This window comes from Aliiglaciecola sp. LCG003, assembly GCF_030316135.1.
Classification (GTDB): domain Bacteria; phylum Pseudomonadota; class Gammaproteobacteria; order Enterobacterales; family Alteromonadaceae; genus Aliiglaciecola.
Genome location: NZ_CP128185.1, coordinates 3461871 through 3479425, shown reverse-complemented (window position 1 = coordinate 3479425; position 17555 = coordinate 3461871). Strand labels below are relative to the sequence as shown.

The 17555-nt window shown below is 44.2% G+C and carries 17 protein-coding genes; 6 read left to right on the top strand and 11 right to left on the bottom strand.

Annotation, left to right across the window (positions count from 1 at the left end; all coding sequences use genetic code 11):
• Window positions 1–4: 4 nt before the first annotated feature.
• Genes QR722_RS15175 through QR722_RS15160 form a run of 4 tightly spaced genes read right to left on the bottom strand, consistent with a single transcriptional unit; the run spans window position 5 to window position 2555 of the window.
• Complete coding sequence (locus tag QR722_RS15175) at window positions 5–454, bottom strand: DUF4426 domain-containing protein (protein ID WP_286283771.1); 450 nt, start codon at window positions 452–454, stop codon at window positions 5–7.
• Between the two features lie 31 nt (window positions 455–485).
• Window positions 486–1016 (bottom strand): YggT family protein, encoded by a 531-nt coding sequence (locus QR722_RS15170; RefSeq protein WP_286283770.1) that lies wholly within the window; start codon window positions 1014–1016, stop codon window positions 486–488.
• A 15-nt stretch (window positions 1017–1031) separates the two neighbouring features.
• Complete coding sequence (gene proC / locus QR722_RS15165) at window positions 1032–1853, bottom strand: pyrroline-5-carboxylate reductase (RefSeq protein ID WP_286283769.1); 822 nt, start codon at window positions 1851–1853, stop codon at window positions 1032–1034.
• 18 nt (window positions 1854–1871) lie between these two features.
• Entirely contained in the window at window positions 1872–2555 is a 684-nt protein-coding gene (locus QR722_RS15160) for a YggS family pyridoxal phosphate-dependent enzyme (RefSeq protein ID WP_286283768.1), read from the bottom strand.
• A 30-nt stretch (window positions 2556–2585) separates the two neighbouring features.
• On the opposite strand from QR722_RS15160, the gene QR722_RS15155 reads away from it, so the two are divergent.
• The 3 genes from QR722_RS15155 to QR722_RS15145 are packed head-to-tail and all read left to right on the top strand — an operon-like array spanning window position 2586 to window position 5089.
• Complete coding sequence (locus QR722_RS15155; RefSeq protein ID WP_286283767.1) at window positions 2586–3629, top strand: type IV pilus twitching motility protein PilT; 1044 nt, start codon at window positions 2586–2588, stop codon at window positions 3627–3629.
• Window positions 3630–3638: 9 nt separating this feature from the next.
• Window positions 3639–4751, top strand: coding sequence for a PilT/PilU family type 4a pilus ATPase (locus tag QR722_RS15150; protein ID WP_286283766.1), 1113 nt, complete (start codon window positions 3639–3641; stop codon window positions 4749–4751).
• A 2-nt stretch (window positions 4752–4753) separates the two neighbouring features.
• A complete protein-coding gene (locus tag QR722_RS15145) occupies window positions 4754–5089 on the top strand; it encodes a putative signal transducing protein (protein ID WP_286283765.1) in 336 nt (111 codons plus the stop codon).
• On the opposite strand, the gene ruvX is transcribed toward QR722_RS15145, so the two are convergent.
• The 4 genes from ruvX to cysK all read right to left on the bottom strand — a co-directional run bounded on the left by ruvX (window position 5076) and on the right by cysK (window position 8186).
• On the bottom strand, window positions 5076–5495 hold the full coding sequence (gene ruvX, locus QR722_RS15140; protein WP_286283764.1) for a Holliday junction resolvase RuvX: 420 nt from the start codon (window positions 5493–5495) through the stop codon (window positions 5076–5078). The two genes, QR722_RS15145 and ruvX, sit on opposite strands and share 14 nt — an antisense overlap.
• 51 nt (window positions 5496–5546) lie before the next feature.
• A complete protein-coding gene (locus QR722_RS15135) occupies window positions 5547–6104 on the bottom strand; it encodes a YqgE/AlgH family protein (RefSeq protein WP_286283763.1) in 558 nt (185 codons plus the stop codon).
• 1 nt (window position 6105) lies between these two features.
• Entirely contained in the window at window positions 6106–7056 is a 951-nt protein-coding gene (gshB, locus tag QR722_RS15130) for a glutathione synthase (protein ID WP_286283762.1), read from the bottom strand.
• Window positions 7057–7205: 149 nt separating this feature from the next.
• Entirely contained in the window at window positions 7206–8186 is a 981-nt protein-coding gene (gene cysK / locus QR722_RS15125; RefSeq protein ID WP_286283761.1) for a cysteine synthase A, read from the bottom strand.
• Window positions 8187–8312: 126 nt separating this feature from the next.
• Here cysK and QR722_RS15120 point away from each other — a divergent pair, with 126 nt between their 5' ends.
• Complete coding sequence (locus tag QR722_RS15120; protein WP_286283760.1) at window positions 8313–8765, top strand: Lrp/AsnC family transcriptional regulator; 453 nt, start codon at window positions 8313–8315, stop codon at window positions 8763–8765.
• Between the two features lie 100 nt (window positions 8766–8865).
• Here QR722_RS15120 and QR722_RS15115 read toward each other — a convergent pair whose 3' ends face one another.
• On the bottom strand, window positions 8866–11298 hold the full coding sequence (locus tag QR722_RS15115) for a glycoside hydrolase family 3 N-terminal domain-containing protein (protein ID WP_286283759.1): 2433 nt from the start codon (window positions 11296–11298) through the stop codon (window positions 8866–8868).
• A 338-nt stretch (window positions 11299–11636) separates the two neighbouring features.
• On the opposite strand from QR722_RS15115, the gene QR722_RS15110 reads away from it, so the two are divergent.
• Both QR722_RS15110 and QR722_RS15105 read left to right on the top strand, forming a co-directional pair.
• Window positions 11637–12752: a glycoside hydrolase family 43 protein gene (locus QR722_RS15110; protein WP_286283758.1), complete on the top strand. Its 1116-nt coding sequence runs from the start codon at window positions 11637–11639 to the stop codon at window positions 12750–12752.
• 161 nt (window positions 12753–12913) lie between these two features.
• The gene (locus tag QR722_RS15105) at window positions 12914–14341 is read left to right on the top strand and encodes a sugar porter family MFS transporter (protein ID WP_286287694.1); all 1428 of its coding nucleotides are present in this window, start codon (window positions 12914–12916) and stop codon (window positions 14339–14341) included.
• A 302-nt stretch (window positions 14342–14643) separates the two neighbouring features.
• Here the strand turns inward: QR722_RS15105 and xylA are convergent, their stop codons facing one another.
• A complete protein-coding gene (gene xylA, locus QR722_RS15100; RefSeq protein WP_286283757.1) occupies window positions 14644–15963 on the bottom strand; it encodes a xylose isomerase in 1320 nt (439 codons plus the stop codon).
• Between the two features lie 117 nt (window positions 15964–16080).
• Window positions 16081–17541 (bottom strand): xylulokinase, encoded by a 1461-nt coding sequence (xylB, locus tag QR722_RS15095; RefSeq protein ID WP_286283755.1) that lies wholly within the window; start codon window positions 17539–17541, stop codon window positions 16081–16083.
• Between the last annotated feature and the right edge of the window lie 14 nt (window positions 17542–17555).

Sequence of the window (17555 nt, the reverse complement as noted above, 5' to 3'; positions counted from 1 at the left end):
CCTGTTAGTCTTGATAGAGTTTTTGCTCGAATATGAGTTGTTGATTTTTTTTACCCTGGCTAAGGTCGATTTTAAAGCGATAATGCTCTTCGTCATCGAACGGCATGACGGCCAAATAATATATAGCATCGCCCTCGATGACTTGGAAAAATTCTAGTTCTATTCCTCTACCAAGTAGGTTTCTGGCACTGCCTTGTATGTTAACTTTTTGTGCTTTTTGGGTTTTGCGATCTAAAACCGAGATGTTGATGATGGTGTTGTTTGGACTTCTTCTAATATTATTTTGTTTTGCTATTGCTGGGGTTAAAATAGTGCTGGCGAAAGCAATATAATGGACATCCCAATCGCCCAGCACTTTTTTCTGTTCTGCTTGAGTGAAAAGACTGGTTATCATAAATGCCAAAGCTAAAGTACGACTAAATAAAGCGACTTTGTGTGTTGTGCGTCTATTCATGTTTAACCAGTCCTATTATCGTTTCGTTAATTTATATGGTTCTGAAAAAAATCATCAGTGCATAGACCAATAGGATCACAATCATTGGAGATAAATCTAATCCTCCGATTGGTGGAATAATGCGTCTAATGGGGGCTAATAATGGTTCGGTGAGTTGATGAAATAAATACTCAATCGGGTTGTTGCCCTGGCTCACCCAACTTAATACTGCACGGATAATCAGCACATAAATAACCAATTGAAGCATTTCGCCAATCAAAAAGTAAACCGAACCCATCAGCAATAAAATCGGATTGATGGTGACATAGCCTTGAATTGCACCTATTGCCCAAGTCCTTAGTAAGGCAACTATAAAGGCAAGGAGCAAAGTGGCGGTGTCAAATCGACCAATAGACGGCACCACTCGCCGCAATGGCCCTACCAATGGGTGAGTTACCTTTACCACAAATTGGCTTAAAGGATTGTAAAAATCAGCCTGAGTAAGCTGCAACCACAGTCTTAATAGCACTACCATAAGGTAGAGCGTAAATAGGGCGTTTAACAAAAAAACAATCGCGTTCATAGTCTGTATTTTATCCTAAAATTGTTTAGCCATTTGTTGCGCACGCTCGATGGCAGCATCCATCGCTTTGGCGACTATTGCTGGCAAGTTGTCTGATTGAAAACTGGCTACTGCCTGTGCGGTAGTTCCACCTTTAGAAGTAACTTGGGTTCTAAGTTGTTCAATTTCAAGTGTATCATTGTTACACACCATTTCAGCACTACCTAACATGGCTTGCTGAACCAGTAAGCGCGCGGTATCACGAGACAATCCTAATTCCATGGCATGTTTTTGCATGGCTTCGGCGAATAAGAAGAAATACGCTGGACTGCTACCCGCGCAGGCAATAACCAAATCAATATCACTCTCTTTGGCAACCCAAACGGTTTCACCTACCGCAGACATCATGTATTGCACAAAATCGCGGTCTTTACTGTCTACTTGCTCAGAGGCGTATAATCCGGTCATGCCTTTCCCTAATAGGCTAGGGGTATTTGGCATAGTGCGCACTAAGGGGTAATTACCGCCAAGCATTTCAAGCAAGCGAGCGCTGAGGATCCCCGCAGCGATGGACACGAATACTTTACCGGTTAACGACTGCGCCTGGGCAAGTTGTTGGCAAACCTGCTCCATCAATTGAGGTTTGACGGCCAATACAATTACATCGGCTTGCGAAACTGCCTGATTGTTATCTTGGGTGATTTGTATACCGTGTTTTTTTTGCAGCTCATTTAACTTACCCACAGATGGATTGCTGGCAATGATATAGTCACTGGGGTATCCCGATTTAACTAGGCCGGAGATAATTGCCGCTGTCATATTGCCTGCGCCGATAAATGCTATTTTTTTATGTTCCATAGATCCCTACAAAATTTATTAATTTCTGGCACCAAAGATTGCCGTGCCGACTCTTACCATTGTACTGCCTTTCAACACTGCAGGTTCAATATCTGCACTCATTCCCATCGATAAGGTGTCAATGTTTTGATACTTACTTTGTAGATCCAACCACAAATGCTGCATTTTTGCGAATGTGTCTAACAATTCATGGCTAGATTGTTGGCTTGCCGGGATCGCCATTAGCCCTCTGAGTTGTAAATTCGGTAATTCGCTGATTTGTTCGGCCAATTCGTCGATTTCATTTGGGAGCACACCTGACTTAGAGGGTTCCTCATTGATATTCACTTGGATTAGCACCTTTAGCGCGCAACTGTCATGGCGTTGTTCACTCAGCCGTTTGGCAATTTTACGCCTATCAACGCTGTGTACCCAATCAAAATGCTCAGCCACCAGCTTAGTCTTGTTGGATTGAATAGGGCCAATAAAGTGCCATTCAATATCACTAAGTTGTTGCAATGCTTTGACTTTGTCTACACCTTCTTGCACATAATTCTCACCGAACAAACGTTGTCCTGCTTCATACGCAAGAACAATATCGGATACCGGTTTAGTTTTACTTACCGCTAGTAATTGAACTGAATTTGGCGCACGATTAGCTTTTTGGCTAGCTTCATTGAGGCTTTCAAGTGCGCTTTTGAGACGTTCTGCTATTGTTTCCATAAGCCTTTATAAAGACGGAGAAATCGTGTTGTGGATATTACCGAACTTTTAGCATTCAGTGTGAAGAATAATGCCTCTGATTTACATCTTTCAGCTGGCTTACCGCCGATTATTCGAGTCGATGGCGAAATGCGTCGCCTTAATGTGCCTGAGCTAGACCACAAACAAGTACATGGGCTGGTCTACGAAATTATGAATGATAGGCAGCGCAAGGAATATGAAGAAAACCTTGAAGTGGATTTTTCGTTTGAAGTGAAAGATCTATCTCGCTTCCGGGTGAATGCATTCGTGCAAAACCGTGGCGCTGCAGCGGTATTAAGAACGATCCCGAGCAAGGTACTAACCTTGGACGATTTAGGTGCACCGGCTATCTTTAAAGATATCATCAACCAACCAACGGGTATTGTGCTGGTCACAGGCGCAACAGGCTCAGGGAAAAGTACTACGCTGGCAGCTATGGTCGATCACATTAATACCTACAAGCGCGAACATATTCTGACCATTGAAGACCCGATTGAATTCGTCCATCAAAATAAATTGTGCGTGTTGAATCAACGGGAAGTGCATCGGGATACCCATAGCTTCAATAATGCCTTGCGCTCTGCGTTGCGGGAAGACCCTGATGTTATTCTGGTGGGTGAATTGCGAGACCTTGAGACAATTCGCTTAGCCATTTCAGCGGCAGAAACCGGACACCTGGTGTTTGGAACCTTGCATACCAATTCCGCCCCCAAAACCATAGACCGGATTATTGATGTGTTCCCCGCAGAAGAAAAGTCGATGGTGCGTTCAATGTTATCCGAGTCGTTACGGGCTGTTATCTCTCAAACTTTATTGAAGAAAGTCGGTGGGGGGCGTGTGGCTGCTCATGAAATCATGATTGGCATTCCGGCGATTCGAAACTTGATCCGTGAGGACAAGGTGCCGCAAATGTATTCAGTGATCCAGACCGGTCAAAGTCATGGTATGCAAACCATGGATCAATGTCTGCAAAAACTCGTCGCTCAAGGGGTGATCAGTGCCCAAGATGCAGCGTCCAAATCCATTGATAAGCAACCCAAGATTGGTTTTTAGGAGTAGCTTATGGACTTAAATCCGTTTTTACGAAAAATGGCCGAGCAGGGGGCTTCGGATCTATTTGTCACTGTGGGCTTTCCTATTAGCGCTAAGATAAATGGTCAAATGACGCCGATTACCGATGAATGCTTAACCGAAGAGGCAGCATTGGCGTTGGTGCAAAATGTAATGAGTGATAAACAACGGGACGAATTCGAGACTAGCAAAGAGTGTAACTTTGCTATTGCCAGAGATGGCATAGGGCGATTTCGTTGCAGTGCATTTTGGCAGCGTGATATGGCGGGCATGGTTGTGCGCCGGATCGTGACTCAGATTCCCAAAGCCGATGACTTAGGTCTGCCGGAGATCCTAAAAGATGTGATAATGGCAAAGCGTGGCTTACTGTTATTCGTTGGTGCTACCGGAACAGGTAAGTCAACCTCTTTAGCAGCCCTTATGGGACATCGTAATCACCATTCCCGTGGGCATATTTTAACTATCGAGGACCCGATTGAATTTGTGCATGAACATGCCGGATGTGTTGTCACTCAGCGGGAAGTGGGTATTGATACTCGCTCATTCGATGATGCTTTAAAAAGTTCTCTGCGCCAAGCGCCTGATGTAATTCTCATCGGTGAAATTCGGTCAATGGAAACCATGGAATATGCTATGTCGTTCGCCGATACAGGCCATTTGTGTGTGGCGACATTACATGCCAATAATGCTAACCAAGCAATCGAACGTATCATGCACTTAGCCCCGCAGGAGCAGCACGCGAAGTTGCGCTTTGATTTGAGTTTAAATTTGAGGGCGATTGTCGCACAGCAGTTAGTACCTACTATTGATGGGAAGGGCCGTGTAGCAGCAATTGAGATTTTGTTAAACTCGCCACTGGTAACAGATTTAATCCAGCGTAACGAAATAGGCAGCCTCAAAGAAGCGATGAAAAAAGGAAAAGAGATGGGCATGCAAAGCTTTGATATGGCCTTGTATGAGCTTTATAAAGAGCAGCGTATCTCCCTTGAGCAAGCGATTCATCATGCGGATTCACCTAACGACCTGAGATTAATGATAAAACTTGATACGGAAGAGGGCACTGGGTTAGGCTCTCTGTCTAACGTATCAATAGATATGGACTGAGGGTGCAGAAAATTTATTGGCACAATGATCGTTTTCGGGTCTATCAAATCAAGCAAATACTAGATGATCATCAGATCCCGAATTTTATCAAAAATGAGTTTGCTATAGGTGCCATCGGTGAGCTTTCACCGATGGATATCATGCCTGAAGTATGGTTAACCGATGATGGTTGGGAAGCTAAAGCTAGAAGTTTGATTGCCGAATTTAATCAGCCGGCAGAGTCCACCCAGTCGTGGCAATGTCCACAATGTCAGGAGAGCAATGAAGGCAACTTTAGTATCTGCTGGAACTGTTCCAGCGCGAAGGCAGAGTCCGAAGTAGATGTTACTGGCACATGAAACTTTCCAGGATCAGGCAGGCAGAGACACTATCCACTTTGCCTTTACTGAGCTTTTTGAAGCCGCCAAGCTCAAACAAACGAGATTTAGCATCGGCTGTAGTAAGACGTTCATCACAGGTTTGCACTGGCACTTTAAATTTGGCATGTAATCTATTGGCAAATTTTTGTGCTGCGAAAGTAACCTGCTGTTTACTGCCGTCCATGTTAAGCGGCAATCCCACTACGATTAAATCGGGGCTCCATTGCTCGTATAGCTTAGCGATAATGTCCCAATTAGGTATGCCATCAGTGGCTGCAATAGCTTCTAATGGTGAAGCCGTACCGGTAATCTCCTGACCCACAGCAACTCCAATACTTTTTGTACCGAAATCAAATCCTAACAACGTTCTGGCGGATGTACTCAATCTAGTACCCTTTTAAACAACAATGAATTTGCGCTGACAATATAGCAGCTATTAAGCATGACCAGCGTCAGGCCCTAGTTGCCAAACATCTATTCCCAGCTTTTGAACCGCAGCCTCCCACTTCTTGTGGATAGGTACGTCAAATAACAGCGCATCGTCAGCTTCAACTAATAGCCATGAATTATCCTGCACTTCTTGCTCTAATTGGCCCGCCGTCCAACCGGCATATCCCAAAGTTACTAAAGATTTTTCAGGTCCGTTTTCATTGCCCAATACAGACAGAATATCTTTGGATGTAGTTATCATAATATCCGAGGTTAGCGCCAAACTGGAACTCCAACCTTGTTGGGTAGTATGCAATATAAAACCACGATCTTGTCCGACAGGACCGCCAGCGAGAACAATATTTTGTTCTTTTTCTTTCAGTACAATGGCATCTTTGTCTGCTTGGGCGATTAATTCCTTTAGCGTCATGCCAACCGGTTGATTGATCACGAGTCCCATGGCCCCTTGTTCATTATGTTCACAGATGTATGTTAATGAACGGGCAAAAAAAGGGTCATCCAAACTTGGCATTGCGACCAGTAAATGGTGCTCAAAATTTTGCATATTAGTTACCTAGCCTCTTCTCGATAGCATCAAATAACATACCAGTAATATCCACATCATAGGCCGCCTCAATTTCTTGTACACAGGTTGGGCTGGTAACATTAATTTCGGTTATTCGGTCTCCGATAACATCTAAGCCAACGAAAATTAAACCTTTCTCAACCAATAATGGCGCGATGGTTTCAGCAATTTTCTTGTCGCTCTCAGATAGTGGTTGGGGCCTGCCAGTGCCTCCTGCGGCTAAGTTACCACGTGTCTCCCCTTTAGTGGGTAAACGGGCAAGACAGTAAGGTATAACTTGTCCATCGACGATTAATATACGTTTATCGCCGTCTTTTATCTCAGGCATGTATCTTTGGAACATGGCATAACGCGACCCTAATTCAGTTAACGTTTCAATGATCACGCCCAGATTAGATCCTTCAGCGGTGACTCTGAAGATTGATGCGCCGCCCATACCATCCAGAGGCTTACAAATTATATCGCCATGTTTTTGATGGAATTGACGAATCAAGGCTGAATCTCGGGTGACCAAAGTATCGGGGATCAATGCTGGAAACCAAGAAGTAAACAACTTTTCATTAAAGTCTCGCAAGCTTTGCGCCCGATTGACAATTAAAGTGCCAGCCTGCTCTGCCAGAGAAAAAATGTGCGTGGCATACAGAAATTCACTATCAAAAGGTGGATCTTTGCGCATCAAAACTACATCCAAATCGGCTAAGCAACGGTGCTCTTGCTCGCCCAATTCGAACCACTGCTGTGCGTCTCGCTTAACACTCAAAGGTCTCATGCGCGCCATGGGTTTACCGTTATCGATATATAAATCGTTCATTTCCATATAAACAATTTCGTATTTACGGCTTTGCGCTTTGAGTAACATGGCAAAACTGGTGTCTTTTTTAATGTTAATCGATTGGATTGGGTCCATCACGATGCCGAGTTTAATAGCCAAGTTGAGTCCTTAAGGAATGGGTTTTAATCATCATACCTAAGATCTTGTGCTAGGAATAAAAATTTCAAGATGATCGCAGCGCTTAATTTTATTCTAAAGCCAAAAAACATTGACCGTTGGCTGCGCTTGAGCAATTCCCGTCAGAATTTTTAGTTGCAATGGGAAAATAGTTCAGTGCTGAAATAGCGCTCGGCGTTATCAGCAAATAGCATGACAATTCTTTTATCTTGGTTTTGGGGTTGTTGTGCAACTTGAATTGATGCACACAAGGCCGCGCCGGAGGATATACCTACTGGCAAGCCCTCCTTTTGAGCTAAAAGTCGGGCATGTTCAATGGCATCATCATCACTGACAGTTAGTATGTGATCTATCAGGCTCAGATCCAGTACATCGGGGATGTGACCAGAGCTAAGACCTTGGATTTTGTGCACTCCAGATTTCCCTTGGGTCAGCACAGGACAAGCGCTGGGCTCCACCCCGATTATTGTTATGGCTGGATTGAGTTTTTTTAACGCTTTGGCAATACCGGTAATAGTGCCGCCTGTGCCTATTCCAGCGACAAAAACATCAATTTTCCCAGCACAATCCCGCCAAATTTCCATAGCGGTTGATCGAAAGTGCGCTGCTGGATTGGCCAGATTCGAAAACTGATTAAGTGATACTGCATTAGGTTTTTGTTGGACCAATTTAGCGGCATGTTCGATTGCCCCTTTAGTACCAAGTTCCCGTGGCGTGGTCACTACGTTGGCGCCATATAGTTTGATAAGCTTACGTCTTTCAATCGACATGTGTTCGGGGATCACTATGGTTAAGGGAATATTACGAAGGGCACAAATCCAAGCACAGGCTACTCCATTATTGCCGGATGTTGCCTCTATCAATTCCGTTTTTGAGTTAAATTCTGCTGAAGCCATGAGCGCATCGATCATGGCCAGCGCAGGGCGGTCCTTTACCGACCCGGCAGGATTGAAATATTCTATTTTGGCTACTAGTTCACAGTCTAGTTCATGGGATTGCATAATGCGGGACAGCCTAACCAGAGGTGTGTTGCCGATGGTTTGGGTGATGTCAGCATAGATGTGTTGCTGAGATTGTGAGTCCAAAGTAACAGTCTGTTGTCTAGCAAGCATGGTTGGTCCAATCAGGGATCTAGTGATAAGTAGCTTGTCACACTATTCTAGTAATAAATTCCAATTTATTTCATATTATTGTGCTAGGTTAGAATAATATTCTAATAATCTCTGTTTGGTGAGAATGTGGATAGTATAGATAAGGCTATTTTACGACTATTGCAGAAAGACTTAACTCTGTCTGTCAATGATATTGCGGAGCAGGTTGGTTTAAGTAGTACACCCTGTTGGCGACGAATTCAGTTGCTTGAAAAGCAAGGGGTGATCAAACATCGTGTTGCGCTATTAGATGCCGAGAAAGTTGATCTGGGCACTACAGTATTTGTGCAAGTCAAAGCCGGTAAACATGATGATAAGTGGCTCACTATGTTTGCCGCGCATGCTAGCTCACTGGAAGAGGTGGTTGAATTCTATCGTATGAGTGGTGAGTACGATTATATGCTCAAAGTATTGGTCAAAGATTTGAAAGCCTTCGATGTTTTTTATAAAAAGCTGGTATCAGGGGCTGCCCTATCAGATGTGACATCAAGCTTCGCCATGGAACAGATCAAATATACTACAGTGATGCCATTGCGCTAATGACTGACCGCAGGACTATTTCCTAGGCTGAAAGCAAAAGCGCCTGTGGATATAGGCGCTGCTGATGTTGCTAGATCATTGGCTTTTTGAGGGAAGTATCCTAAGGAGAAACCCGCACCTCACTTAAGAAAGCTTTATGCTGGTCCAGCACCGGTTGAGTTTCGCCTTTAATTTCGAAGCTCTGCTGTAAACGAATATCCGCTGAAGAACTGCCAATCATTAACTGGATTTCGCCGCTGTCTAATACGTAGTCCATATTGGCGTCATAGTACGCCAGCATGTTCACTGGTAGCGTAAATGTGACTTTAACTGATTGGTTAGGCTCCAATGATATCCGTTTAAATCCTTTTAGCTCTTTTACCGGACGAGTGGCGCTGGCAACCAGATCATGAACATAGAATTGCACCACTTCGTCGCCAGCTCTCTTACCACTATTTTTCAAATTAAAAGAGGCAGTAACCTCTCCATTGATGGCTGCTTTACTATCATCAATGGTTAAGTCGGAGTAGCTAAATTGGGTATAGCTCAAGCCATGGCCAAACGGATACTGAGGTGCTGTGTCGCCAAATATATAACCACGTTTGGCAGATTGTTTGTGATTGTAAAAAAGCGGCAGTTGGCCAATGTCTTTTGGAAATGTTACCGGTAGTTTGCCACCTGGATTGACATCACCAAACAGCATGTTTGCCAGCGCAGTACCGGTTTCCTGACCTAGGTACCAAGCTTCCACTATCGCTGGCGCTTGTTGATTTATTTTGTCTCCAAGGGTCAGGGGTCTACCATTATATAAGATCACTACTGTTGGCTTACCTGTGGCCAGCACCGCTTCAACTAATTGCTGCTGTTCACCAAGCAAGGTAAGAGATGAACGGTCACCTAGGTGATTCTCCGCCCACGCTTCTCTTGAAGAGCCTTCATTACTGCCGACAACCAAAATGGCAATATCACTTTGCTCAGCCAGCGCAACGGCCTCATCCAGCATGCCTACATAATCTTTTGGGTCTGCCAATTTCATATTTTCTTTATCCCAACGCTGTTTGGAATAACTTTTTGCAGCAACCGAGGCGGCGGATGGATTCTGCATGTCTTCGGTAATTAATGCGCCCCGAGCAAAAGACACTTGCGCTTTCCCGGCTAGCTTACTTTTAATCCCATCTAATATGGTTACCGTTTTAAGTGGCACACTACTGTATCCACCCAACAAGGTTTCATCTGCGTGAGGGCCAATCACGGCGACCTTTTTATATTGGTTTATGTTTAGCGGTAAGATCCCGTCATTCTTCAGTAGCACTATGGATTTTTCAGCGGTTTTCAAGGCTAACGCTTGATGGGCTTTACTATTGATTTGTGAAATACCTTTTTCATCAGTAAAAGCATTTTCGAATAAGCCCAAACGGAATTTGTCGGCTAACACTCGTGCTACTGACACGTCTATTTGTTGCTCGCTAATGCGGCCACTTTTGACCAGTTCGATTAACAATGGGTAGGCATCTCTATCGGGCATTTCTACATCGACACCTGCATCAAGAGCCATCTTAGCAGCATTGTCCAGGGTACCGGCTAAACCATGGCGAGTTATGAGCTCTTTGATTGCATAATAATCACTGACCAAGACTCCATCGAATCCCCACTCGTCACGAAGGATCCCAGTTAGTAGCTTTTTATTGGCATGGCTGGGTAAACCATCAATTTCATTATATGAGGCCATCACACTGCGAGCGTTGGCAAGCTTAATGGCGGCTTCAAACGGCGGCAAAAAGACCTCCCTTAGTTCTCGTTCACCCATAGGTGCAGGGGCGATATTTAAACCGCTTGAAGGCTGACCGTGACCGGTAAGATGTTTCAGAGTGGATAATACCCGCGACGATGGAATGCGCTCGCCATCTCCTTGGAAGCCTTTAATTGCAGCCACACCCAACTCGGTAATCAAGTAGGTGTCTTCACCCATAGTTTCTTCAATCCGTCCCCAGCGAGGATCTCTTGCCACATCTAATATTGGTGTTAGCGCTTGGTTGCCACCGCGAGCTCTTACCTCAATAGAGGATGCTTTATACATTTGATAAAGCAAATCGGCATCCCACATACTCGCCAAAGCAATGGCTTGCGGGAAGCTAGTGGATTGTGTCGCAGCATGGCCATGTAAGGCCTCTTCATGAAAAATAGCAGGAATACCTAAGCGAGTTTCTTCAACTAACCATTTTTGGATCCCGTTAGTATATTTAACGGTTTCTAAAGGCAGCATACCTTCACTGGGCCGGGCAATATGACCAATCCCTAAAGGTAAAATTTGTGCAGCCATTTCAGGTAAAAATACCTTGTTGGCGTCTGCCATTTTTTTGCCTTCATTCCAGACAGTTTGTAATTGAGCGACTTTTTCTTCCAATGTCATTCGACTGAGCAGGTCATCCACTCGCTGCTCAATGGGCAACGCTGAATTTTGGTAGTCATTTGCTGCTGCGGGTAAGGCAAATGCCATACAAAGCAGTGAAGCTGTGGTCAAAATAGTCTGCAGTCTTGTGGGTTGTTTATTCATAGGTGAGATATCTGTCCGTAATGCTCGAGGAGGATTCATTCTGTGTAAGTTTATCGTCAAAAAAAGTTATTAGTCATTGTGACAATTTGTAAACGCATTATTATATTTTCGTTAACAATCCTGCTGGCACCTAGCGAGATGATATTAATTCTATAATCGTTAAGTAACTAGCTGCATTGCGTGGAGGAGTGTCTAATTTTGATTGTTTATTTGTTTTCACAGACAAATTTATGATTTCTGGTAATTGTTAAAAACTGCTTAGACATAATGTTGTTAAAATGTATATTTTCCTTTCGAATAATGAAAATCATCATTAAAATTACCTACTGAGGTTTATTATGACCCACCGAAATGTCTGGTTAACTATCAATCTAACAACCCTGTTTTTAGGGGCGTTGGGAGTCACTGCCTGTGAACAATCATCACAGCAAATCGTCAAAAAAGACAGTCAAGTCCAAACTGCACATACCGATACCTACGGTTCAATCAACACTCCTTTGGTCACTGATATCTATACCGCCGACCCTTCTGCTCATGTGTTCGAAGGAAAATTATATATTTACCCCTCACATGATGTTCAATCAGATATTCCTGAAAATGATTCAGGGGATCACTTTGCTATGCGGGATTACCATGTACTCTCAGTCGATGCCATAGGCCAACCGGCGAAAGTACATAATGTTGCCTTAGCACTTGAGGATATTCCTTGGGCGGGTAAACAGTTATGGGCACCAGATGCTGCCTATAAGGACGGTAAATATTATCTTTATTTTCCTGCTAGAGACAAACAGGATATTTTTAAAATTGGGGTGGCGGTTGGCGACTCTCCAATAGGGCCTTTTACCGCGCAACCTCAGCCGTTGGAGGGCAGCTTTAGTATCGATCCAGCGGTGTATGCCGCCGATGATGGTCATCATTATCTTTACTTTGGCGGAATTTGGGGCGGCCAATTACAGCACTGGCAGGGTAATACGTATGCTGAGCAAGAATCTTATCCGCAGGATGACGAACCGGCACTTATGCCTAAAGTAGTGAAGTTATCTGATGATATGCTCAGCTTCGATGGTGAAATAACAGACGTCCAGTTACTTGACACTGACGGTCAACCGATAACCCAAGGTGATGCTGATAAACGTTTTTTTGAAGCGGCGTGGCTGCACAAGTACAACGGACGTTACTATTTTTCATACTCTACCGGCGATACCCATAAAATTGTCTATGGGGTGGGTGACAATCCTCTTGGACCTTTTACTTATCAAGGAGTGATTTTGAACCCTGTGATTGGATGGACCAATCATCATTCTATCGCCGAATATAACGGCCAGTGGTATTTGTTTTATCACGACAGTACCTTGTCTGGTGGCAAAACACATTTACGCAGCGTGAAAATGACACCCTTGACCCATTTAGAGGATGGTTCTATTCAGACTATTGATGCATACGAGCAGCAATAAGGTGTATTTCAAGGCTAAAAATGTATAACGAGATCAAATTTGTGCATTATTTAAATTGATAAATGGCTACACAAACCGTGGATGTCTATATACTCGCGCTGTTACAAGTTGATAACATATTGAAAGCACAATAATAACAAGCCTATCTTGCCGTTAAGCAGATAAATAAGAATAACAACAAGGAGCATATCTTGAGCCAAGAAAAAGAGAATATTTTATTCATCGTAATGGTCAGTTGCGTGGCGACTATTGGTGGATTTTTGTTTGGATTTGATAGCGGCGTAATAAATGGCACCGTTGATGGTCTTAAACTAGCCTTCAATTCCGATAGCGTGGGCACCGGTTTTAATGTCGCTAGTATGCTATTGGGCTGCGCCTTAGGGGCTTTTTTCGCGGGCAAGCTGGCTGATAATATAGGTCGTAAATCGATTTTGATTATCGCTGCGATCTTCTTTATTGTCAGTGCTTGGGGCTCAGGTTACGCGGATACGTCAGGGGCCTTTATATTCTTTCGTATTCTTGGTGGATTAGCTGTGGGAGCTGCATCGGTGATGGCTCCCGCATACATCAGTGAGATCGCACCGGCTCGAATTCGAGGGCGACTCACCACTATTCAACAAGTGGCGATTATTGGCGGTTTATTTAGTGCCTTTGTGAGTAATTATTTGCTAGCTGATTTTGCCGGTATTTCAACTGCTAATATTTGGCTGGATTTTGCTGCTTGGCGATGGATGTTCTGGATTGAACTGATGCCTGCCAGTTTATTTCTGTTGACCTTACTCTTTATTCCAGAAAGTCCACGCTATTTGGTGATCAGTAATCAGATCGAAAGGGCTCATAAGGTGCTCGTCAGACTTTATGGTGCGTCAGAAGGTGACGCTAAGTTAAAAGAAATCCAAGATTCATTGATCAGTGATCAAACCCCTAAGTTTAGCGATTTGATTGATAAGGTTAGCGGTAAAGTCCGCAAAATAGTATGGGTCGGCATAGGCTTAGCGGTCTTCCAGCAACTGGTTGGTATTAATGTGGTGTTTTACTACGGTGCGGTACTGTGGCAAGCAGTGGGATTTTCTGAATCCGATGCGTTATTGATCAATATCATTAGTGGCGCGGTAAGTATTCTTGCCTGTGTGATCACCATGCTGTTAATCGATAAAGTCGGCCGTAAGCCATTCCTAACTTTAGGCTCTGTGGGGATGACAATTACGTTAGGATTAATGGTGTTTGCTTTTGTCAGCGCCGATTTTGATGCTAACGGCAATCTCGATTTAGGCAACTTAGGTACCCTTGCACTGGTGTCTGCTAATGCCTATGTGTTTTTCTTCAATCTATCTTGGGGTCCGGTTATGTGGGTGATGTTAGGAGAGATGTATCCAAATCAGATCCGTGGCTCGGGATTAGCCATTGCCGGATTATTCCAGTGGTCTGCGAACTTTGCGATTACCATGACATTCCCTATCATGTTGGCGAGTATTGGTTTAGCTGGCGCCTATGGTTTCTACGCTCTATGCGCATTGATCTCGGTATTCTTCGTGATCAAGTTCGTACATGAAACAAAAGGCACTGAGCTGGAAGATATGCAGGGATAACCCTTCTCCAAATTAGCTTCGCTGTGTCGAGCAAGCTTCAACGTTTAATTACCTAAATCCCTCGTCAATACGAGGGATTCTTTTGCCTAGAGTTTATCTAACACCAGAGTTGGGTAATCATACCCTCTCAATCAAGCCATTTTTGTAGTTGTCGGCAGCTAGGTTGTGGTTGGCGCGAATCATCTACTTGCAAGGCGGCTAGCTGCTTGGTTGGGACTGCATGCTTTGATTATGAAGCTAGATTAACTAGCACATAAAAAAGGCCTCTGAAGAGGCCTTAGGACGTGTGTTAAAATTAGCGACTAACCGTACAGAATACGATTCACTTTGTTTTCAAGTAACTCTTGTTGACCACTCACGTGTTGCGGGTTCAACTGGTTGTTGATTGTGTATTTTGCGATGGACTCTAACGAATAGTCGCCGTTTAAAATACTCTTGCCTAAGTCTTTGTTCCACAGTGCGTAACGTTCGGCAACTTTTGCTGCTAAGAAGTCATTTTCAAGGATCTGAGCAGCCTTTTTAAGTGCCAATGCCATATGATCCATGCCACCAATATGACCATGAAACAGATCTGCGGGATCAGAACTTTGGCGTCTAAGTTTACAATCGAAGTTCAAGCCACCCGTCGAAAAACCGCCCGATTTAAGAATCTCATACATGACTAAACTGAGTTCCTCTACCGCATTGGGGAATTGGTCTGTATCCCAGCCATTTTGCGCATCACCACGGTTCGCATCGATACTGCCAAAAATACCCAAAGATATAGCAGTGGCTACTTCATGATGGAATGAGTGACCCGCCAAAGTGGCATGGTTGGCCTCAATATTCATTTTAAATTCTTGTTCGATACCGTACTGCTTTAAAAAACCAAAGACGGTGGCGCTATCATAATCATATTGATGCTTAGTAGGTTCTTGTGGTTTAGGCTCTATCAACAAACTGCCTTTGAAGCCTATTTTATGTTTATGTTCAACCACCATCTGCATAAAGCGGCCAAGTTGCTCACGCTCCTGACGAAGATCGGTATTGAGTAATGTCTCGTAACCTTCTCTACCACCCCACAGCACATAGTTTTCGCCGCCAAGACGTTTTGTCGCATTCATTGCATGGCAAACCTGAGTCACGCCATAAGAAAACACTTCTGGGTTAGGATTTGTCGCCGCACCGGCTGCATAGCGCGGATTACTGAATAAATTAGCCGTTCCCCACAATAGTTTCACCCCAGTTTCTTGTTGCTTAGCTTCCAATACATCGACCATCTCAGCAAAATTACTGACATATTCTTTGATTGAATTGCCCTCTGGAGCGACATCTACATCATGAAAGCAATAGTAGGGGATATTCAGTTTGTTGAAAAACTCGAACGCAACGTCAGCTTTTTGCTTGGCTCTTTCCATTGGTTCGCCAGGCTTTAGCCAAGGACGAGAAAAGGTGCCTTGACCAAATACATCGACACCGTCCCAACAAAAGTTATGCCAATAACAAGCGGCGAAACGAAGGTGGTCTTTCATGGTTTTACCCAAAATCACCTCATCCGGATTGTAATGATGAAAGGCAAGAGGATTATCGGAATCCACGCCTTCATAGGAAATTTTTTCAATATTGTTAAAGTATTGCGACATTAAGGTCTCCTTTCGGGGCTTTGATAAACATATCAATAATATGATTTAAGTCTGAAGAGTTATGCACCAAGCAACAATTACGAATTGTACTTACTGTTTTGCGCTTTCTTTTGATGTCTAGGGTTTAAACATCGGTTCTAGGCATGCATATACTTGTTTAAAGATATTTCGCCTTTGTTGGTACATCGAGATCTTAGTGGGATCAGGATAATGGGCTTCTACTGTTTCAGGTACCGGGCAGATGGAATCAATCGAGCGCGCAGGCTCTAATGCCAAACAAGCCAGACGTGCTGCCCCCAATGCAGGGCCAACATCGCCGCCTTGGCGAAATATAACTTTGCTATTGAGCACATCCGCTAACATTTGCCGCCAGTAGGGGCTTTTTGCACCACCGCCAATCAAGGTTATCTCTGTTGCCGCAGCGCCTGATGCATGTAACGCTTCTATGCCATCGGCAAAAGCAAAGCTCACGCCCTCTAATACGCTGTGGGTCATACTCGTCTGGTTAGTGCTGTGGGTTAAACCATAAAAGCTGCCTTTAGCATGAGGATTATTATGTGGGGTCCGTTCACCACTGAGATAAGGTAAAAATATCGGACTGTGCTGTAGGTCCACTGGACTTTGTTCAAGCTGAGCCAACAAGTTGACAACAGATTTTTGCGCAACTTCATCGGCGAACCATTGCAAGCAACTGGCGGCACTTAAAGTGACTGACATCAAATGCCAAGTTTCAGGCAGTGCGTGGCAAAAACTGTGCACCGCCATATCTGGATTGGCACTAAACCCATCCGTTACTAAAAAATACACCCCAGAAGTCCCCAGTGATATCATTGCTTGTCCGGGTTTGATTAGGCCCACGCCGATGGCACCACCTGCATTATCGCCCGCTCCGGCAACCACAGGTACCGAAGGCATATTCCAGTGTTGAGCAATGTCTGGATGCAGATGTCCGGTAATTTGATTGCCTTCGAATAGCGTTGGCATCTGTTGCACTGATAATCCACAGGCCGTTAATAAAGCGTCGTTCCAGTCACGCTTTGCCACATCCAGCCACATGGTGCCTGCTGAATCAGACATATCGGATGCGTAGTCACCGGTCAGTAGAAATCTTAAATAGTCTTTGGGCAACAAAACTTTATGAATTTGAGCGAATAATTCAGGTTCATGTTCCTTGACCCACAACAGTTTAGGTGCAGTGAATCCAGGCATCATGATGTTGCCGGTAATGTTCCGGCTATTCGGAACGAGCTTTTCCAATGCTTTACACTGTGCTTCGCAGCGACCATCGTTCCATAAAATCGCGGGTCTGAGTATCTGATTGTGTTTATCTAGCAAGGTCGCGCCATGCATTTGTCCAGACAAACCTATTGCCTTAATCTTTTGCATGTCATGACGACTGGCAAGGGCCTTCATCGCCCCATCGAATGCCAGCCACCAATCATTGGGATCTTGCTCGGACCACAGCGGTTGAGGGCGGGAAATAGCAATGGATTCTGATTGGCTATCAACTAACCCACCATCCTCATTCATGAGGATAACTTTTATACCTGAGGTACCTAAATCAACGCCAAGATACATAAATTGCCTTTTAC

Excerpts from the sequence above, each read along its gene's own strand:
- xylB (WP_286283755.1), bottom strand. The coding sequence starts at position 17,541 with ATGTATCTTGGCGTTGATTTAGGTACCTCAGGTATAAAAGTTATCCTC.
- QR722_RS15135 (WP_286283763.1), bottom strand. The coding sequence starts at position 6,104 with ATGCAAAATTTTGAGCACCATTTACTGGTCGCAATGCCAAGTTTGGAT.
- proC (WP_286283769.1), bottom strand. The coding sequence starts at position 1,853 with ATGGAACATAAAAAAATAGCATTTATCGGCGCAGGCAATATGACAGCG.
- xylA (WP_286283757.1), bottom strand. The coding sequence starts at position 15,963 with ATGTCGCAATACTTTAACAATATTGAAAAAATTTCCTATGAAGGCGTG.
- QR722_RS15170 (WP_286283770.1), bottom strand. The coding sequence starts at position 1,016 with ATGAACGCGATTGTTTTTTTGTTAAACGCCCTATTTACGCTCTACCTT.
- QR722_RS15110 (WP_286283758.1), top strand. The coding sequence starts at position 11,637 with ATGACCCACCGAAATGTCTGGTTAACTATCAATCTAACAACCCTGTTT.
- QR722_RS15175 (WP_286283771.1), bottom strand. The coding sequence starts at position 454 with ATGAATAGACGCACAACACACAAAGTCGCTTTATTTAGTCGTACTTTA.
- QR722_RS15115 (WP_286283759.1), bottom strand. The coding sequence starts at position 11,298 with ATGAATAAACAACCCACAAGACTGCAGACTATTTTGACCACAGCTTCA.
- QR722_RS15150 (WP_286283766.1), top strand. The coding sequence starts at position 3,639 with ATGGACTTAAATCCGTTTTTACGAAAAATGGCCGAGCAGGGGGCTTCG.
- cysK (WP_286283761.1), bottom strand. The coding sequence starts at position 8,186 with ATGCTTGCTAGACAACAGACTGTTACTTTGGACTCACAATCTCAGCAA.
- QR722_RS15160 (WP_286283768.1), bottom strand. The coding sequence starts at position 2,555 with ATGGAAACAATAGCAGAACGTCTCAAAAGCGCACTTGAAAGCCTCAAT.